Source organism: Klebsiella sp. A-Nf5 (assembly GCF_002810545.1).
GTDB classification, from domain to species: Bacteria; Pseudomonadota; Gammaproteobacteria; order Enterobacterales; family Enterobacteriaceae; genus Klebsiella; species Klebsiella variicola.
Genome location: NZ_PIOG01000138.1, coordinates 95,276 through 114,308 on the forward strand (window position 1 = coordinate 95,276; position 19,033 = coordinate 114,308).

A 19,033-nucleotide genomic window follows, 5' to 3' on the forward strand; every position below is an offset into this window, starting at 1 on the left:
GTCGGTTGATATGCAATACATTAAAATCCATTCGCAGGATAACGTCGCGGTCGCGCTGGCGGATATCGCTGCCGGTAGCGTGGTGACGATTGATAAGGACTCGGTCACCCTCGGCCAGGATATCGTTCGCGGCCACAAGTTTGCACTGCGCGCTATCGCGAAAGGGGAAAACGTCGTTAAGTACGGGTTGCCGATTGGCCATGCGCTGGCGGATATCGCGCCGGGCGAGCATGTTCATGCGCACAATACGCGCACCAATCTCAGCGACCTTGACGCGTATCGCTATCAACCGGACCGGGTTGCCCAACCGCCACAGCCTGCGGATCGCGAAGTGCAGATTTATCGTCGCGCCAACGGTGACGTCGGCGTGCGCAATGAGCTGTGGATCCTGCCGACCGTCGGCTGCGTCAACGCCATGGCCAGACAAATGCAGAACCGTTTCCTGAAAGAGACGTATGGCGCTGAGGATATTGATGGGGTGCATCTCTTCAGCCACACCTATGGCTGCTCGCAGCTTGGGGACGACCACATCAACACCCGCACCATGCTGCAAAATATGGTTCGTCACCCGAACGCCGGGGCGGTGCTGGTGGTTGGCCTTGGCTGTGAAAACAACCAGGTTGATGCCTTTCGCGAGACGCTGGGCGAGTTTGACCCGCAGCGTGTGCACTTTATGGTTTGCCAGCACCAGGACGATGAAGTGGAAGCGGGGGTTGCGCATCTGCATCAGCTGTATGAAGTGATGCGTCAGGATAAACGCCAGCCGGGCAAACTGAGCGAGCTGAAGTTTGGCCTTGAGTGCGGGGGATCGGACGGCCTGTCGGGCATTACCGCTAACCCGATGCTGGGCCGCTTCTCAGACTATGTGATCGCCAACGGCGGCACCACCGTGCTGACCGAAGTGCCGGAGATGTTCGGTGCTGAACAGCTGCTGATGAGCCACTGCCGCGACGAAGCGACCTTCGACAAGCTGGTGACCATGGTCAATGACTTTAAGCAGTACTTTATCGCCCACGACCAGCCTATTTACGAAAACCCTTCCCCGGGTAACAAAGCCGGGGGGATCACCACCCTGGAAGATAAGTCGCTGGGCTGTACTCAGAAAGCGGGTTCCAGCCAGGTGGTGGATGTCCTGCGCTACGGCGAGCGCCTGAAGGTTCATGGTCTGAATTTGCTGAGCGCGCCGGGCAACGACGCGGTCGCCACCAGCGCGCTGGCCGGTGCCGGCTGTCATATGGTGTTGTTTAGCACCGGACGCGGCACGCCGTACGGTGGCTTTGTGCCGACGGTGAAGATCGCCACCAACAGCGAACTGGCGGCAAAGAAAAAGCACTGGATCGACTTTGATGCCGGGCAGCTGATCCACGGCAAAGCGATGCCGCAGCTGCTGGAGGAGTTTGTGGATGCCATTGTGGCTTTCGCCAACGGTAAACCGACCTGTAATGAACAGAATGACTTCCGCGAGCTGGCCATCTTTAAAAGCGGTGTTACCCTGTAAAGGGGGATTCACATTGGCGCCCAGGGGCGTGGATCGTGTATCGGCCTGATAGCGTAGCGCCATCGGGCTCGTAACAGCGGCGTTTCAGCCAGTGAAGCGCCGTTTGTTTTTTTCAGTCAGGGAGCTTTCATGACCGCGTATTGGCTGGCCCAGGGTGTCGGCGTCATCGCCTTTCTTATCGGTATTACCACCTTTATCAACCGCGACGAACGTCGCTTCAGGCTTCAGCTGGCGGGCTATAGCGCCATTATCGGCGTCCATTTTTTCCTGATGGGCGCCGCGCCGGCCGGGATGAGCGCCGGGCTCAATGCGCTACGTACGGTCATTTCCCTGCGCACCCGCAGCCTGTGGGTGATGACGGTATTCATTCTCCTGACGCTGATCCTCGGCCTTGGCAAGCTGCAGCATGCCATGGAGCTGCTGCCGATCATTGGCACCGTTGCCAGCACCTGGGCGCTGTTTCGCTGCAAAGGGCTGACCGTGCGCTGCGTGATGTGGTGCTCCACCGCCTGCTGGGTCACGCATAATCTGTGGCTGGGTTCGATTGGCGGGACGCTGATTGAAGGCAGTTTTCTGATCGTCAACGGGCTGAATATCATTCGCTTCCGCCGGATGCAAAAGCGCGGCATCGATCCGTTTAAGGTTGAAAACGCAGTCCAGGAAAAGAGCCCCTCCGCCCGATAGCGGAGGGGAAAGGCATTAGCTGCGCAGGGCGTTTTTCGCCAGCTGGTCGTCTTCCGCTATGCAGGCCGCGGCGGTAAACAGGGCGTCGGTGGAGGAGTTCAGCGCGGTTTCGCAGGAATCCTGCAGCACGCCGATAATAAAGCCGACGGCAACCACCTGCATCGCGACATCGTTCGGGATCCCAAACATATTACAGGCCAGCGGGATCAGCAGCAGCGAACCGCCCGCCACGCCGGAGGCGCCGCAGGCGCACAGCGAAGCGACCACGCTCAGCAGCAGCGCCGTCGGCAGATCCACCGGAATATTCAGCGTATGCACCGCCGCCAGCGTCAGCACGGTGATCGTGATCGCCGCGCCCGCCATATTAATGGTCGCCCCCAGTGGAATGGAGACCGAATAGGTATCGCGATCCAGATTCAGCTTTTCACACAGCGCCATATTCACCGGAATGTTGGCGGCGGAGCTGCGGGTGAAGAACGCGTAGACGCCGCTTTCGCGCAGGCAGGTCAGCACCAGCGGATAGGGGTTACGGCGGATTTTCCAGAACACCAGCAGCGGGTTAATCACCAGCGCTACCAGCAGCATACAGCCGACCAGCACCAGCAGTAGCTGGGCGTAGCCCCACAGGGTCTCGAAACCGGTGGTCGCCAGGGTGGAAGAGACCAGACCGAAGATCCCCAGCGGCGCAAAGCGGATCACCACTTTGACGATGAAGGTCACCGCGTGGGAGACATCGTTGATCAGGTTTTTGGTGGTGTCGTTACCGTGACGCAGGGCGAAGCCCAGCCCCACCGCCCACACCAGAATGCCGATATAGTTGGCGTTCAGCAGGGCGTCGATCGGGTTAGATACCATGCTCATCAGCAGGCCGCGCAGCACTTCGACAATCCCCGATGGCGGCGTGATGCTGTCGGCGGCGGTGGTTAAATGCAGTGATGACGGAAAGACAAAACTAAACAACACCGCGGTCAGCGCCGCGCTGAAGGTGCCCAGCAGATAGAGAAACAGAATGGGGCGAATACTGGTTTTTTGTCCGTGCTGATGGTTAGCGATGGAGGCCATCACCAGCATCAATACCAGCACCGGCGCCACCGCCTTTAACGCGCCGACGAACAGGGTCCCCAGCAGACCGACGGCAATGGCCGTTGGCTTAGAGACCAGCGCCAGCAGCACGCCAAGCACCAGACCGATTAAAATTTGTTTCACCAGGCTGCCTTGCGCCAGGCGTGAGATCCACCCCGATGGGGGAGTGCGTGTGGTCATAATTCATTCCTTCCAGTGATGTAGCAAGCCATCCCAGCCACGTATTATTTGTTACGTTTATGTCAGGATGTAAGTAGATGTTTGCATAGTCGAGTATACGGAAAGAACGGCGGGCGGGAAGCGTAAAATGCTGTGATTTTAATCTTGATCTTGTTTTTTAACTATGTAGTAACATAACTGTGACATGAGCAGAGATTGCCGTCGGCGATGGCCGACGGCGCGTTGTGCAGATTACTCAGGCAGTTTGCGCTGCTTGTCGTGTTGCTTGTTGACCCAGGCGTTAATCAGCAGCGTGACGGCCAGGATGCCCCCCACCACGCCCAGCGAGATGGCGACCGGGATATGGTAGAAGTCGACGATGAGCATCTTCACGCCAATAAACACCAGGATCACCGACAGACCGTATTTGAGCATCGAGAAGCGCTCGGCGACCCCCGCCAGCAGGAAGTACATGGCGCGCAGGCCGAGGATCGCGAACAGGTTAGAGGTCAGGACGATGAACGGATCGGTGGTCACCGCGAAGATCGCCGGGATACTGTCGACGGCGAAAATCACGTCGCTCAGTTCCACCAGAATCAGCACCAGCAGCAGCGGCGTGGCGAACAGCACCCCGTTTTTACGGGTGAAGAAGCGCTCGCTCTCGATTTTATCCGTCATTCGCAGATGGCTGCGGATCCAGCGCACCAGTGGTTTATCGCCGATGCCGGAGTCATCTTCTTTCGCCAGCGCCATTTTCACGCCGGTAAACAGCAGGAAGGCGCCGAAGACATACAGCAACCAGTCGAACTGCGAAATCAGCCAGCTGCCGGCGAAGATCATGATGGTACGCAGAACAATCGCGCCCAGCACGCCATACACCAGCACCCGGCGCTGCAGAGCAGGCGGTACGGCGAAATAGCTGAACAGCATCAACCAGACGAAGACGTTATCGACCGCCAGCGCTTTTTCAATCAAATAACCGGTGAGGAAGGCTAAGGCCTGCGGATCGGCGACGGCCCGGCCCTGGGTTTGTACCAGATACCACCAGAACGCGGCGTTGAACAGCAGAGAAAGTGTGACCCAGAGGATTGACCAGCCCGCGGCCTGCTTCATGGTCATGCTATGCGAACCGCGTCGTCCCTGAAGCAGCAAGTCGATCGCCAACATGATCGCGACGACGACAGCGAACCCACCCCATAGCAACGGCGTGCCGACAGTATTCATTTGATATTCCTTACATAAAAACAAAACGGCTGACGTCGGAAGACGGCAGCCGCTGCGCTTTTATGCATAGACCTCGCCTTCCGGCAAGGTCTCACTTACAACAACCAAAGTACATCGCGATGGGCTTTGGTTATTGCCCGGCGACCGGATGCGGTATTGCACGCATCGTAATGACGATCAACCGGCAAGGAAGTTACTCCCCTTTGCACGTAACAAAATATGTCACAAGGCGGTTTTCGTCAATGGCGGCCGGTCCGGCCTTTACACTCTTTTACGCCAGCGGCTGCGTATCGGCCGGGAAGATCACTCCGGTCTGGCGACGAATTTCGCTCGACAGTTTGGCCGTGATCCGGCTTACTGCCAGGCCCGGGTGATCAATATCCTGTGTCTCCACCAGGCGCGCAAAGGTCTCCGCCTCATACAGCATAGTATTAATGTGCTGGGGCTGCGTCAGGTCCTGGGCTTTGCCGCCGCGCGGCACAAACGCCAGCTTCTGACATTCGGAGATTTTTTCGATCACTAACGCGCCGTCTTCGCCCTGAATTTCACTGGGGATCACGGAATCGCTAACTTTGGAGTGATGCAGCGTCACGTCGAAGTCGCCATAGCTCAGCACCACGGTGCCCTGGGCGTCTACGCCGCTGTCCAGCAGGCTGGCGGTGGCAAGAACGGACCGCGGTTCGCCCCACAGCGCCACGGCAGACGCGAGGCAATAGAAGCCGATATCCATAATCGAACCGTTAGAGAACGCCGGGTTGAAGGTGTTGGGGTTTTCGCCGTCAAGGTAGCGCTGATAGCGCGAGGAGTACTGACAGTAGTTGATGAAGGCTTTGCGCAGTTTGCCCACTTTAGCGAGCGTCTCTTTCAGTAGCAGAAAGTTAGGTAGACTGGCGGTTTTAAAGGCTTCAAACAGCACAACGTTATTTTCTTTCGCCAGCGCTATCGCCGCCTCGACTTCCTGCAGGTTCGATGCCAGCGGCTTTTCGCAAATGACGTGCTTCTTGTGACTCAGGAACAGCCGGGTCTGCGGGAAGTGCAGCGAGTTCGGGCTGGCAATATAGACCGCGTCAACGTCAGGGCTCTGTGCCAGTTCATCGAGCGAGGTAAAGAGATGCTCGACCGGATAGTCATTGGCGAAGGCTTGCGCCTGTTCGAGGCTGCGGGAGTAGATGGCGGTAAGTTTATATTTGCCGGTTTCATGGGCGGCATCGACAAACTGCTTGGTGATCCAGTTTGTGCCAACAACTGCGAAACGTATCATAAACGTTGACGAACTCCATTAAAGGGAACCTGTCGTCACTCTATCATGCCATCATGACAAAACCAGTGCGTCACTACGCAGAACGATTTAACGAAAGGTGCGTCAGCCACAGGCGGGTATCGAATTCCAGTTGATGGTACTGTGGCTCCATATGGCAGCACAGTTGATAAAAGGCTTTGTTGTGATCTTTCTCTTTCAAATGCGCCAGTTCATGGACCACGATCATCCGCAGAAAGGCCTCCGGCGCGTCGCGAAACACCGTCGCCACGCGAATTTCCGCTTTGGCTTTCAGCTTACCGCCCTGAACGCGGGAAATCGCGGTATGCAGGCCGAGCGCATTGTTCAGCACGTGGATTTTACTGTCGTACATCACTTTGTTGATCGGCGCCGCCCCGCGCAGAAAGCGGGCCTTCAGATCCTGGGTGTACTGATACAGCGCTTTATCGCTGTTAACATCATGCCCCTGCGGATAACGCTTTTGCAGCACCTCGCCGAGGCGGTCTTGCTCGATTAAAGCCGTCACCTGCGACAGCAGTGATTCAGGATAGCCCTGTAAATAAATGAGTTTTGTCATCGTCTTATCATTATGTCTGTCAGGAGGGCAGTTCAGCCACGGTCATGGTAAAGACCAGCGGCGCGGGCCCCGCATTCCGGTACCCGTGCTCCGTTTCGGTGCGGGCCACCGCGGATTCCCCGGCCGCCACCGTGCGGCAGGTCTCGCCAAGCGTCAGCGTCAGCGCGCCGGCTTCCACGTGCAGCAGCTCGAAGGTCGTCGCCGGGTGGCCGGGCGAGGTAAAGGCTTCGCCGGGCTGCATCTCCCAGCGCCAGAGCTCAATCATATTCGGCCCGGCGGTGCCGGCGAGGAGCTTGGCGCTGCCCCCCAGCGGGCCTTGCCAGAGGGTGGGGATCTGCTCGGCGGGAATAAGATGCAACGCGGGTTCGCTTGCCACATTGACAATATCCGCCACCGATACGCCCAGCGCGGCGGCGAGTTTGCAGAGGATCGCAATGCTGGGGTTGGCAGCCTCTTTTTCCATCTCGACCAGCATACCTTTGCTGATGCTGGCCCGGCGCGACAGCTCGTCCAGCGACATTTTTTTCGCTTTACGGTAGGCCTTCAGCCGCGTGGCGACGGCCCGACTTACATGGTCGACATTAGATCCTGAATCGGTCGTTATATTGACTTTTACGTTCATTGGTCACTATGATGAAACAAATTGGTCATTACAGGATTATCGAATGCGTAGCGTAACGCCGTCAATCGAATCTGCGGTCAGCCGCCTGGTGCCGGGCTTTCGGGCATTAAGTATTGTGGTGGAAAGCGCGCCGGTGGCCGATCCCGGCGTCGCGGAGCAGGCACTGGCCGAGGCCTGCCTGGCGGTGCAGCAGGATGATGTGCCCTGGGCGCAAGCGCACCTGGCGGCATGGGATGAAGCGTTCAGCGCCTTCGGCGCGAAGGCGAAACGTACCCCCTGTTCGGCGCAGGCGCTGCGCAAGCGAGTGCTGAAAGAGGGGAGCCTGCCGGCCATCGATCCGGTGGTGGATATCTACAACGCGATCAGCATTCGCTATGCCGTCCCGGTCGGTGGGGAAAATCTGGCCGCCTACCGTGGCGAACCGCGGCTGACCATTGCCCACGGCGATGAGCCATTCGATACGCTAAAATCGGCAGAGCCGGTGGTGGAATATCCGGAGCCGGGCGAAGTCATCTGGCGGGATGATATAGGCGTAACCTGCCGACGCTGGAACTGGCGACAGGGCGTACGCACCCGGCTGGACAGCGGCGCGAAGACGATGTGGTTTATTCTCGAAAGCCTGCCGGCGATGCCGTTGTCGGTCCTGCATGAGGCGGGAGAGCAGCTGGTAGGCTATCTGCAGCAGCTGATGCCCGGCGCCCGCGCGTCGATAACGCTGCTGCGAGCTGATGACGAGGGCGATCTACGCTGAGCGGCGATGATCAGCGATCTCTCTTCAACTGGACAGGATTTGCGTATAAACTCGCGGGTTTTAGTATTCCGGAGGCGGAGAGGCGATGAGCCAGGCAGAGTTAAACGGTGAGTTATTCACATTAGAGCGGTTCCCACCTAACGCTGAAGAAGAAGCGCTACAGGCATGGGAAGCGGCGGATGAATATCTGCTGCAACAGGTGAATGACGTCGACGGCCTGACGCTCATCTTCAACGACGGCTTCGGCGCGCTCGCCTGCGCGCTGGCGGCGCGCAACCCGGTCAGCATCAACGACTCCTTTATTTCCGAGCTGGCGACCCGCCACAACCTGCGGATGAACGGTATCGATGAAGAGAGCGTTCGCTTTCAGGATAGCCTGAGCCCGCTGCCGGCCGCGCCGGCGCTGGTGCTGATTAAGGTGCCAAAACAGCTGGCGTTGCTCGAACAGCAGCTGCGCGCCCTGCGCGAAGTGGTGACGCCGGAAACCCGCATTATCGCCGCGGCGAAAGCCCGTGATGTGCACAACTCGACGCTGGCGCTATTTGAGAAAATCCTTGGCACCACCACCACCTCGCTGGCGTGGAAAAAAGCGCGTCTGATCCACTGCGTTTTCACCGCGCCTAAGCTTGCCGATGCGCCGCAAACCTACAGCTGGAAGCTGGACGGCACGCCGTGGACCATCCATAACCATGCCAACGTTTTTGCCCGCAGCGGCCTGGATATCGGCGCGCGCTTCTTCCTCGAACATTTGCCGTCCGATCTGGAAGGCGAGATCGCCGATCTCGGCTGCGGCAACGGAGTGATTGGCCTGCAGGCGCTGGCGCAGAACCCGAACGCCAGTGTGATGTTTACCGATGAGTCGCATATGGCGGTGGCTTCCAGCCGTTTGAACGTCGAGCACAACCTGCCGGATGATATCGAGCGCTGCGAATTTATGGTGAACAACTCGCTCTCCGGCATTGAGCCGGATCGCTTTACGGCGATTCTGTGCAATCCGCCGTTCCATCAGCAGCACGCGATTACCGATCATATTGCCTGGCAGATGTTTAACGACGCCCGTCGCAGCCTGAAATACGGCGGCGAGCTGTACGTCGTCGGCAACCGCCATCTTGATTACTTCCGTAAACTGAAGCGCGCTTTCGGCAACTGCACTACCATTGCGACCAACAATAAGTTCGTGGTTTTGAAAGCAACCAAGGTGCGTAAACAGCGCTGATTCTTGTCGCTGTTTCCCCGGCTTGCGGCTGTCGCCTTAGCCGGGCTACCGACTGAAGCGCGCTTTCGGCAACTGCACTACCATTGCGACCAACAATAAGTTCGTGGTTTTGAAAGCAACCAAGGTGCGTAAACAGCGCTGATTCGTGTCGCTGTTTCCCCCGGCTTGCGGCTGTCGCCTTAGCCGGGCTACCGACTGAAGCGCGCGTTTGGTAATTGCACGACGATTGCGACGAACAATAAGTTTGTCATTTTGAAAGCAACCAAGGTGCGTAAGCAGCGCTGATTCTTGTCGCTGTTTCCCCGGCTCGCGGCTGTCGCCTTAGCCGGGCTACCGACTGTCGCCTTAGCCGGGCTACCGTCCGGGATTATCGTGGTAGCCCGGGGAAGGCGCATCGCGCCGCCCCCGGGACAGCGCTAAATCGCCAGCGCCAGTTTAGTGCCCTGGGCAATCGCCCGGCGCGCATCCAGCTCTGCCGCCACGTCACAACCACCGATTAGATGCACCGTTTTCCCCGCCGCGCGCAGCGGTTCCGCCAGCTCGCGGCGCGGCTCCTGACCGGCGCAGATAATTACCTGATCGACCGCCAACAGTTGGCGCTCGCCGCCGATAGTGACGTGTAATCCTTCATCATCGATCTTTTCATAGCTAACCGCCGGGATCATTTTCACGCCGCGCGCCAGCAGCGTCGCGCGGTGGATCCAACCGGTGGTTTTGCCGAGCCCTTCGCCCGGTTTACTGGCTTTGCGCTGCAGCATCACAATCTGTCGTGGGCTTTTACTCAGTTGCGGACCTTCAGCACTCAGCCCCCCCGCCGTTTGCAGGCTGGTATCGATACCCCATTCACGGCAGAACTCGCCGATATTCTGGCTGGTGGCCGCGCCCGACTGGCTTAAATACATCGCGGTGTCGAAGCCGATGCCGCCGCAGCCGATAATCGCCACCTTCGCGCCAACCGGCGCTTTATCGCGCAAGACATCAAGGTAGCTCAGCACGTTGGGATGATCGATCCCGTCGATCGCCGGCAGGCGCGGGGCGATGCCGGTGGCGAGGATCGTCTCATCGAACGCCAGCAGATCGTCTGTCGTGACGCGGGTGTTCAGGCGTAGATCGACATCATGAAGATCGAGCATGGTGCGGTAGTAACGCAACGTCTCGTGAAACTCTTCTTTGCCGGGGATCTGTTTGGCGATATTAAACTGGCCGCCGATCTCCGGGAGCGCATCGAACAACGTGACATGATGACCGCGGGCGGCGGCGTTAACGGAGAAGGCTAGACCGGCCGGCCCGGCGCCGACGACCGCCAGCCGTTTAGGCGCGTTGGCAGGCAGGACCGGCATCAGGGTTTCATGACAGGCGCGCGGGTTGACCAGACAAGAGGTGACTTTGCCGGCGAAGATCCGATCGAGACACGCCTGGTTGCAACCGATGCAGGTATTGATCTCCCTGGCGCGATCGCGCTGCGCTTTCGACATAAATTCGGCGTCGGCGAGGAACGGGCGGGCCATCGATACCATATCGGCATCGCCGCGGGCGAGAATATCCTCCGCGACCTGCGGATCGTTGATGCGGTTGGTGGTGATCAGCGGGATCGACACCGCGCCTTTCAGCTTGCGGGTGACCCAGCTGAACGCTCCGCGCGGTACCGGCGTGGCGATGGTCGGAATGCGCGCTTCGTGCCAGCCAATCCCGGTGTTGATGATGGTCGCTCCCGCCGCTTCAATCGCTTTGGCCAGTTCGGTGACTTCCGCCAGCGTGCTGCCGTCGTTGACCAGATCGAGCATCGACAGGCGGTAGATGATAATGAAATCGTGGCCGGCGCGCTGGCGCACCGCCTTAACCACTTCAATGGCGAAACGCATGCGGCGGGTGTAATCGCCGCCCCATTGATCGTCGCGCTGGTTGGTACGCGCGGCGAGGAATTCGTTAATCAGATAGCCTTCAGAGCCCATCACTTCAACGCCGTCATAGCCCGCTTCGCGCGCCAGTTGGGCGCAGTGGGCAAAATCATCGATCAGCGTCAGGATCTCATCGTGGCTCAGTTCATGGGGCGTAAAACGGTTAATCGGCGCCTGTAGCGCCGAGGGGGCCACCAGCGCGGGCTGATAGCTGTAGCGCCCGGTATGCAGGATCTGCAGGGCGATTTTGCCGCCTTCCTGGTGTACCGCGTCGGTAATATGGCGATGGTGCGCCAGATGGCTGGCATCGTTGAGTACCGCGCCGCCGGCCATGGTAACGCCAGAGGGGGCCGGAGCGATGCCGCCGGTGACGATCAGCGCCACGCCGTGGCGGGCGCGCTCGGCGTAGAAGGCTGCCAGCCGCTGCGCGCCGTCCGGCAGTTCTTCCAGCCCGGTATGCATGGAGCCCATCAACACGCGGTTTTTGAGCGTTGTGAAGCCCAGCTCAAGCGGGGCGAAAAGCGACGGATAGCGGCTCATAATGGCTTCCAATGTAAAATTATTGTTATGTGGTCGGATGAGTTACTAATTTAGCCGTCGCGGAGAAAAAGGGAAAAGGGGAGTGCGGTGATTGTGATGGGATTCAAAGAACAGAACACGTTGTCCCTCACCCCGGCCCTCTCCCAAAGGGAGAGGGGGAAAGGCGGATCGGTACCGGTGGTTAGGGTGAGGGGGCTACGCGCTGGCGGCGCTCCAGACCCGGTGCCTGCCACATCGACGTTGTCAGCCCGCTGTCCACCAGCCCCAGCTGATCGGCGTACACCGTCTGCCACTTGCTCATCATCTCCTGATACAGCTCGCGATGCTGCGGATTTGGGGTGAACTCGCGGTGCCAGCTCACTAACCGTTCTCCGGTACTGGCCATATCGCCATACAGTCCGGCGCCGGTTCCGGCGGCGATGGCGCAGCCCAGCGCGGTGGCCTCGCGGACCACCGGCACCCGCACCGGCAGGCCGGTGACGTCGCTGAGGATCTGGCTCCACAGCGCTCCCTTCGAACCACCGCCGGCAAACACCAGGCTGTCGAATGTCACGCCGGAGAACTGCGAAATCTGCGCCAGGTTGCAGGCGGAGACAATCGCCGCGTTCTCCTCCAGCGCGCGAAACAGGGTCGCTTTGTTGCACTTCTCCGGATCGATAGAGAGGTTAATAAACGACGGCGCGGCGTGGTACCACTGCTTAAAGTGCATGGCGTCGGAAAAAATAGGCATCACGCCGTGGGAACCGGCGGGCACGCGGCTGGCCATCTCCTCCAGCAGCGAATAGGCATCAACGCCGAGCCGCTCGGCAATCAGTTTTTCTTCCGCGCAGAAGGCGTCGCGAAACCAGCGCATGGTCAGGCCGGTAAAGAAGCTGATGGATTCCGCCTGCGCCATGCCGGGAATGACATGAGGATTAACACGAATATTCATCTGCGGATCGGTGCGCACCTGCGGCAGGTTGACCACCTGCTGCCAGAAAGTGCCGCCGAGTACCGCGGTTTGCCCGGCGCGCACCACCCCAAGGCCCAGGCAGCCGAGCTGGACGTCGCCGCCGCCCATCACCACCGGCGTCCCGGCGCGCAGGCCGCTCTGCTGTGCCGCCGTTTCGGTGACGGCGCCCAGCAGGGTACCGGTCTCTTTGACCGGCGACAGCATATCGGCGCGCAGCCCGGCCATATCCAGCAGCGCCGGGCGCCAGTCGCGGCTGAACAGGTCGAGCATGCCGGTGGTGCCGGCGTTTGACGGGTCGACCGCCAGCTCGCCGGATAGCTTCGCCGCCAGCCAGTCGCTGATCATGGTGATGGTGGCCGCTTTGCGGTAGATATCGGGGCGGTGGTGCGCCAGCCACAGCAGGCGCGGCATGGCGCTAAGCGCCAGGGTTTGCCCGGAGACCTCGTATACCTCGGATTCAAAACGATAGTCGTGGATCTCCTTAAGCTCCGCCACTTCGCGGCTGGCGCGGGCATCAACGTTGGCGCAGGCCCAGATGGCCTCGCCGTTGCGGTCATAGAGGACGATCCCTTCGCGCATCGAACAGCAGGCGACGGACTGAATATCGGCGGCAGAGAGCCGGGCGGCGTCGAGCGCCTGGCGAATGCACTGGCAGGCCAGCTGCCAGTTGGTAGTAAGGTCGAACTCCATCGAGCCGGGGACGTTATCGACGCTCAGGTGTTTCCATTCGGCCTGGCCTACCGCCAGCTGGCGGCCATTAAGATCGAAAATGACCGCCCGAATGCTGCCGGTCCCGGCATCTAACGCTAACAGGTAACTCATGACATGCGCCTCGCTGTTGTCGCGCGGCGCCAGGCCGTCAGGAGGCCAGTGCGAGCACCGCGCGTGCTGTTGTCTCTTCCGTTACCAGGCCATTAATGCGCTTGCCAATCAGAGCGGCATGAATCGCCTGCGCTTTTTGTTCTCCCCCGGCGACGCCGACGATGGTGGGCAGCTGCGCCAGCTCATCAAGGGTTACGCCGAGGAGTTCCCGATGGATCTCCAGTCCTTCTACCGGCCGGCCGTCGGCCTGCAGGAAATAACCTAAAATGTCGCCGACCGCGCCTTTGCGCGCGTACATCAGCTGTTCGCCCTCGCTGATATAGCCGGAGCGTAAAATGGTGGCGTCGCGCCGCTGATCGATGGCGCCAATGCCAACCACCGCCGCGTCCGCCGCCGTCGCCGCGAGGATCACGTCGCGCACGCTCGACTCACGGCGCAGGATCTCGGCGACATCCGCCGAAGAGACCCGCAGCGGCGCCGGAATAATGCTGACGCTGCAGGCGGCATCCAGCTGGCCGATGCCGGTCATATACGGGCCGACGCCGCCGGAGAGCGTCACCAGCCGCACCTGCTGCGAGCCGATAAAGCCGCTGAGATGCTGCAGGCAGCTCATGGTGGCTTCGCCGAAGCCGACTGCCAACAATTGCCCCGGTTGCAGAATGCCCATCAGCGATTGCGCCGCGCCGATCCCCAGCCGGGTATTCATCGGCGGAGTGTTGAGCGCCGGCAGCACGCGGGCAATCTTAAGGCCAAAACGCTGCTGGAGTTCGCTTTCCAGCGCCAGGCAGCCCTCATAGCGCGAGTTGATCTGCACGCGGATCACCCCGGACTGACGGCCTTTCTCCAGCAGGCGAGAAATCTTCAGCCGCGGCAGCCCCAAACGCTCGCCGATGTCATTTTGCGTCAGGCCGTCGTGGTAGTAGCACCACGCCACCCGCGCCACCAGCTCTTCCTCGGCTAACGCCAGCCCGGCGTAGCGGTTCTCTTCCGTAATGCGTTTTTCGCTCATAAATTGAACTCTTATAAAAATTTAGATCATATGTTCGCTATTGCGCGGTCGGAAAGTGTGAGCCGACTGGCAAAACGGATCTTTCATCGCTGGCGCCTTTTTTCCTGACAATCTAAAGCACCAAACTGTGATCTTCGCACGGTTGTAAATATAGTTCACCGTCTACGCTTTTGAACATTATTAAATTTAAAAATCATTTGTTCAAACGAGGCGCGACGATGAAGCCACTGCTTGAAGCTCGCCAGATTTGCAAACAGTTCTCCGGTGTTGCGGTGCTGAAGGGCATCGACTTCACGCTGCATGCGGGCCAGGTACATGCCCTGATGGGCGGCAACGGCGCGGGTAAATCAACGCTGATGAAGATCATCGCTGGCGTTGAAACGCCGGATAGCGGTGAACTGACGATCGGCGACCGCGCGTTTGCGCGCCTCAATCCGGTGCTGGCGCACCAGCTGGGCATCTATCTGGTGCCGCAGGAGCCGATGCTGTTTCCCAACCTCAGCGTGCGCGAGAACATTCTCTTCCGCCTGTCGAAGCGGGCGGATACCGCCGCGCGGTTGCAGGACAAACTGCAGCAGTTGAACTGCCAGATCAATCTCGACGCCAGCGCCAGCACGCTCGAGGTAGCCGATCAACAGATGGTCGAGATCCTGCGCGGGCTGATGCGCGAGGCCAGGATCCTGATCCTGGATGAGCCCACCGCCTCTTTAACACCGGGTGAAACCGAGAGGCTCTTTAGCCAGATCCGCGCGTTACAGGCGCTGGACGTTGGGCTCGTGTTTATCTCGCACAAACTGCCCGAAATCCGCCAGCTTGCCAGCCATATTTCGGTGATGCGCGATGGCGCGGTGGTGCTGAGCGGCGAGACCGCGGCGTATCGCGATGAGCAACTGATTAACGCGATGACGCCGGCCAGCCGCGACCATGCGCTGAGCGACACGCAAAAGCTGTGGCTGGCGCTACCGGGCAACCGCCGTACGCAACCGCAGGACTTTCCCGTGCTACGGGTGGAAGATCTCACCGGCGAAGGCTTTATCGATCTCAATCTGGAGATCCGCGCCGGAGAGATCGTCGGTCTGGCCGGGCTGGTAGGATCCGGGCGCACCGAATTTGCCGAAACCCTATACGGCCTGCGTCCTTCGCGCGCCGGGCGGATCTGGCTGGAGAACCGCGAGATCAGCCGCGACAGCACCCGCGCCAGGCTGGCCAGCGGGCTGGTCTATCTCCCGGAAGATCGTCAGGTTTCGGGGCTGTTTCTTGATGCGCCGGTGCGCTGGAACACGGTGATGTTCAATCAGCCGTCGTGGTGGCAGCAGGGGAAACGGGAGGCGGCGGTGGTTGAGCGCTATCACCGGGCGCTGGGGATCAAGCTGGCCGATGGCGATCAGCCGGTGCGCACCCTCTCTGGCGGCAACCAGCAGAAGGTGCTGCTGGCGCGCTGTCTGGAAGCTAATCCGTTGCTGCTGATTGTCGATGAGCCGACGCGCGGCGTGGATGTCTCCGCCCGCGCCGATATCTATCAACTGCTAAAAAGCGTGGCCGCGCAAAACGTGGCGGTGCTGATGATCTCTTCCGATCTGGATGAGTTCGTTGGCCTGGCCGACCGGGTGCTGGTGATGCATCAGGGCCGCTACAGCGGTGAGCTGGCGCGACAGGCGGTGACCGTCGATCGCATGATGATCCTGGCCTTTGGAGGGCAGGCATGAAAACGTTACTGAAGAATCGCGAACTGAGCGCCTTCTTTGCCATCGTGGCGCTATTTATTGTGCTGGTGGCGCTCAATCCAGCCTATTTCAGCCTGCAGACTCTGGCGATGATTTTCGCCAGCTCGCAGATCCTCTGCCTGCTGGCATTGGGCGCGACGCTGGTGATGCTGACCCGCAATATTGACGTGTCGGTAGGCTCCACCGTTGGGCTGTGCGCCATCGCCGTCGGCGTGGCGCTGAACAACGGTTACGGGCTGGCGACGGCTATCGCCTTCGCGCTGGCGATTGGCGCGCTGGCCGGGGCGTTTAACGGCCTGCTGGTCGTGGGGCTGCGCATCCCGGCGATCGTCGCGACGCTCGGCACGCTGGGGTTGTATCGCGGGGTGATGTTGCTGTGGACCGGCGGGAAATGGATCGAGGGCTTGCCCGACAGCCTGAAATCGCTCTCGGAGCCGGCGTTTATCGGCGTCTCACCGCTGGGCTGGCTGGTGCTGGCGCTGCTGCTGGCAGGCGGCTGGCTGCTGTCGCGTACCGCCTTTGGTCGTGGTTTTTACGCCGTTGGCGATAACCTCGCCGCCGCGCGTCAGCTGGGCGTGGCGGTCAACCGCACGCGGATGCTGGCTTTTACCCTCAACGGTATGCTGGCGGCCTGCGCCGGGATCGTCTTCGCCGCGCAGATTGGCTTTGTGCCTAATCAGACCGGCAGCGGGCTGGAGATGAAAGCCATCGCCGCCTGCGTACTGGGCGGGATCTCGCTGCTCGGCGGCACCGGCACGCTGCTCGGCGCGTTTCTCGGCGCCTTTTTCCTCACCCAAATCGACACCGTACTGGTGCTGTTCCGCCTTCCCGCCTGGTGGAATGACTTTATCGCCGGCCTGGTGCTGCTCGGCGTGCTGGTGCTCGATGGTCGTCTGCGCCAGGCGCTGGCCCGCCATCAGCGGGCGCTTAAGTACAGCCGTTTCCAGCCCGGTAACAAAGGGGGCAAACAGATTGCCCGCTTTCCCGAACGCAAAAGCAAAGAGGTGGCTTAAATGAAGCTGAAGCTTAACTGGGAAAGCGCGCTGCTGGCGTTGCTGATCGTGGAGATCCTGCTGTTCGGTGCGCTGAATCCGCGCATGCTGGATCTCAATATGCTGCTCTTTAGCACCAGCGACTTTATCTGCATCGGCATCGTCGCGCTGCCGCTGACGCTGGTCATCATCAGCGGCGGGATCGATATTTCGCTGGGCTCGACCATCGGCCTGTGCGCCATCGCCCTCGGGGTGATGACCCAGGCGGGCTGGCCGCTGTGGCTGGTGGTATCGCTGACGTTGCTCTTGGGACTGCTGTGCGGGTTATGCAACGCCGCGCTGATCCACTACACCGGCATCAGCCCGCTGGTGATCACGCTCGGTACGCTGTATCTGTACGGCGGCGGCGCGCTGCTGCTTTCCGGCATGGCCGGCGCGACCGGTTACGAGGGGATTGGCGGCTTCCCCGATAGCTTCACCGCCTTCGCCAATTTAACCCTCGCCGGACTGCCGCTACCGCTGGTGCTGTTCGCGATTATCACCTTTTTCTTCTGGCTGCTGACCCATCGCGGGCGCTTTGGCCGCCATCTCTTTTTACTCGGGCAAAACCCGCGCGCCGCGCGCTATGCCGCGCTGTCGGTGAACGGCATCCCGTATGTGCTGTATGGCCTGGTCGGTATCGCCTCGGCGGTCGCGGCGTTGGTGATGGTCTCCTATTTCGGCTCGGCGCGTTCGGATTTAGGCCGCGACCTGCTGATGCCGGCGCTGACCGCGGCGGTACTCGGCGGGGCCAATATTTACGGCGGCTCGGGATCGATACTGGGTACCGCGCTGGCGGCATTGCTGGTGGGGTATCTGCAACAGGGTTTACAGATGGTCGGCATCCCCAACCAGGTGTCGAGCGCGCTGTCAGGGGCGCTGTTGGTTGTGGTGGTGATGGGGCGCTCGCTGAGCCTGCACCGTGAATGGGTGCGCGCGACCTGGCGGCGTCTTTTCTCGCATAAAACAATCGGAGCATAACAATGAAATTAAAACTGATCGTGCTGGCGCTGGCGATGAGCGTGGTTACCGCACAGGCGGCGGACCGCATCGCCTTTATTCCTAAGCTGGTCGGCGTCGGCTTCTTTACCAGCGGCGGCAACGGCGCGAAAGAGGCGGGGAAAGCGCTGGGCGTGGATGTCACCTATGACGGCCCCACCGAGCCCAGCGTCTCCGGCCAGGTGCAGCTTATCAACAACTTCGTCAACCAGGGCTACAACGCGATTATCGTCTCCGCCGTCTCGCCGGACGGCCTGTGCCCGGCGCTGAAGCGGGCGATGCAGCGCGGGGTGAAAGTCCTGACCTGGGATTCCGATACCAAGCCGGAGTGCCGCAGCATCTATATCAACCAGGGCACGCCGCAGCAGCTCGGCGGCCTGCTGGTCGAGATGGCGGAAAAACAGGTGACCAAACCTGCCGCCAAGGTCGCGTTTTTCTACTCCAGCCCGACGGTAACCGACCAGAACCAGTGGGTGAAGGAAGCCAAAGCCAAAATCGAAAAAGAGCATCCGCAGTGGCAAATCGTCACCACCCAGTTTGGCTATAACGATGCCACCAAATCGCTGCAAACCGCCGAGGGGATCTTAAAAGCGTATCCGGATCTCGACGCCATTATCGCGCCGGATGCCAATGCGCTGCCGGCGGCGGCGCAGGCGGCGGAGAACCTCAAGCGTCAGGGCGTGGCGATCGTCGGCTTTAGTACACCGAACGTGATGCGCCCGTACGTTGAGCGCGGCACGGTGAAAGCGTTCGGCCTGTGGGATGTGGTTCAGCAGGGCAAAATTGCGGTTAACGTCGCCGATCGATTGCTGAAAAAGGGCGATCTAAACGTCGGCGACAGCGTTGAGGTGAAAGATATCGGCTCGCTGAAGGTCGAACCGAATAGCGTGCAGGGCTACCAGTATGAGGCGAAGGGCAACGGTATTGTGCTGCTGCCGGAGCGCGTGGTGTTCAGCAAAGAGAACATCAACAACTACGACTTCTGA

16 protein-coding genes and 1 pseudogene are annotated in these 19,033 nt (G+C 60.2%); 9 read left to right on the forward strand and 8 right to left on the reverse strand.

Annotation, left to right across the window (positions count from 1 at the left end):
* Positions 1-10: 10 nt before the first annotated feature.
* Both CWM53_RS14455 and CWM53_RS14460 read left to right on the forward strand, forming a co-directional pair.
* Positions 11-1,498 (forward strand): UxaA family hydrolase, encoded by a 1,488-nt coding sequence (locus tag CWM53_RS14455; RefSeq protein ID WP_008806580.1) that lies wholly within the window; start codon positions 11-13, stop codon positions 1,496-1,498.
* A 129-nt stretch (positions 1,499-1,627) separates the two neighbouring features.
* Complete coding sequence (locus CWM53_RS14460; RefSeq protein WP_074387525.1) at positions 1,628-2,182, forward strand: YgjV family protein; 555 nt, start codon at positions 1,628-1,630, stop codon at positions 2,180-2,182.
* 15 nt (positions 2,183-2,197) lie between these two features.
* On the opposite strand, the gene sstT is transcribed toward CWM53_RS14460, so the two are convergent.
* The 5 genes from sstT to CWM53_RS14485 all read right to left on the reverse strand — a co-directional run bounded on the left by sstT (position 2,198) and on the right by CWM53_RS14485 (position 7,105).
* Positions 2,198-3,445 carry a serine/threonine transporter SstT gene (gene sstT / locus CWM53_RS14465; RefSeq protein ID WP_074387526.1) on the reverse strand — a complete coding sequence of 416 codons (1,248 nt, stop codon included), beginning with the start codon at positions 3,443-3,445 and terminating at the stop codon, positions 2,198-2,200.
* 231 nt (positions 3,446-3,676) lie between these two features.
* Positions 3,677-4,648: a TerC family protein gene (locus CWM53_RS14470; protein ID WP_008806577.1), complete on the reverse strand. Its 972-nt coding sequence runs from the start codon at positions 4,646-4,648 to the stop codon at positions 3,677-3,679.
* 271 nt (positions 4,649-4,919) lie between these two features.
* Positions 4,920-5,909, reverse strand: a complete 990-nt coding sequence (locus CWM53_RS14475; protein WP_074387527.1) for a Gfo/Idh/MocA family protein — start codon at positions 5,907-5,909, stop codon at positions 4,920-4,922.
* A 73-nt stretch (positions 5,910-5,982) separates the two neighbouring features.
* Positions 5,983-6,483 (reverse strand): M48 family metallopeptidase, encoded by a 501-nt coding sequence (locus CWM53_RS14480; RefSeq protein ID WP_074387528.1) that lies wholly within the window; start codon positions 6,481-6,483, stop codon positions 5,983-5,985.
* 19 nt (positions 6,484-6,502) lie between these two features.
* Positions 6,503-7,105: a helix-turn-helix domain-containing protein gene (locus CWM53_RS14485; protein ID WP_074387529.1), complete on the reverse strand. Its 603-nt coding sequence runs from the start codon at positions 7,103-7,105 to the stop codon at positions 6,503-6,505.
* A 43-nt stretch (positions 7,106-7,148) separates the two neighbouring features.
* Between CWM53_RS14485 and CWM53_RS14490 the strand changes: the two genes are divergently transcribed.
* The 3 genes and pseudogenes from CWM53_RS14490 to CWM53_RS32370 all read left to right on the forward strand — a co-directional run.
* Positions 7,149-7,856: a B3/4 domain-containing protein gene (locus CWM53_RS14490; RefSeq protein ID WP_074387530.1), complete on the forward strand. Its 708-nt coding sequence runs from the start codon at positions 7,149-7,151 to the stop codon at positions 7,854-7,856.
* Between the two features lie 85 nt (positions 7,857-7,941).
* A complete protein-coding gene (rlmG, locus tag CWM53_RS14495) occupies positions 7,942-9,072 on the forward strand; it encodes a 23S rRNA (guanine(1835)-N(2))-methyltransferase RlmG (protein ID WP_074387531.1) in 1,131 nt (376 codons plus the stop codon).
* A gap of 52 nt (positions 9,073-9,124) precedes the next feature.
* Positions 9,125-9,214 (forward strand): annotated as a pseudogene (locus CWM53_RS32370) (hypothetical protein); the annotation flags it as partial.
* 274 nt (positions 9,215-9,488) lie between these two features.
* On the opposite strand, the gene CWM53_RS14500 reads toward CWM53_RS32370, so the two are convergent.
* From CWM53_RS14500 to lsrR, 3 genes are all read right to left on the reverse strand, one after another.
* Entirely contained in the window at positions 9,489-11,510 is a 2,022-nt protein-coding gene (locus CWM53_RS14500) for an NADPH-dependent 2,4-dienoyl-CoA reductase (RefSeq protein WP_100730022.1), read from the reverse strand.
* A 181-nt stretch (positions 11,511-11,691) separates the two neighbouring features.
* Positions 11,692-13,284: an autoinducer-2 kinase gene (lsrK, locus tag CWM53_RS14505; protein ID WP_100730021.1), complete on the reverse strand. Its 1,593-nt coding sequence runs from the start codon at positions 13,282-13,284 to the stop codon at positions 11,692-11,694.
* Positions 13,285-13,321: 37 nt separating this feature from the next.
* Positions 13,322-14,293, reverse strand: coding sequence for a transcriptional regulator LsrR (gene lsrR, locus CWM53_RS14510; RefSeq protein ID WP_100730020.1), 972 nt, complete (start codon positions 14,291-14,293; stop codon positions 13,322-13,324).
* A gap of 218 nt (positions 14,294-14,511) precedes the next feature.
* Between lsrR and lsrA the strand changes: the two genes are divergently transcribed.
* The 4 genes from lsrA to lsrB are packed head-to-tail and all read left to right on the forward strand — an operon-like array spanning position 14,512 to position 19,033.
* Positions 14,512-15,999 (forward strand): autoinducer 2 ABC transporter ATP-binding protein LsrA, encoded by a 1,488-nt coding sequence (gene lsrA / locus CWM53_RS14515; RefSeq protein ID WP_100730019.1) that lies wholly within the window; start codon positions 14,512-14,514, stop codon positions 15,997-15,999.
* Positions 15,996-17,030 (forward strand): autoinducer 2 ABC transporter permease LsrC, encoded by a 1,035-nt coding sequence (gene lsrC, locus CWM53_RS14520; protein ID WP_100730018.1) that lies wholly within the window; start codon positions 15,996-15,998, stop codon positions 17,028-17,030. Before lsrA ends, lsrC begins: the two co-directional genes overlap by 4 nt.
* Entirely contained in the window at positions 17,031-18,029 is a 999-nt protein-coding gene (gene lsrD / locus CWM53_RS14525; protein ID WP_100730017.1) for an autoinducer 2 ABC transporter permease LsrD, read from the forward strand.
* A 2-nt stretch (positions 18,030-18,031) separates the two neighbouring features.
* Positions 18,032-19,033 (forward strand): autoinducer 2 ABC transporter substrate-binding protein LsrB, encoded by a 1,002-nt coding sequence (gene lsrB / locus CWM53_RS14530; protein ID WP_074387537.1) that lies wholly within the window; start codon positions 18,032-18,034, stop codon positions 19,031-19,033.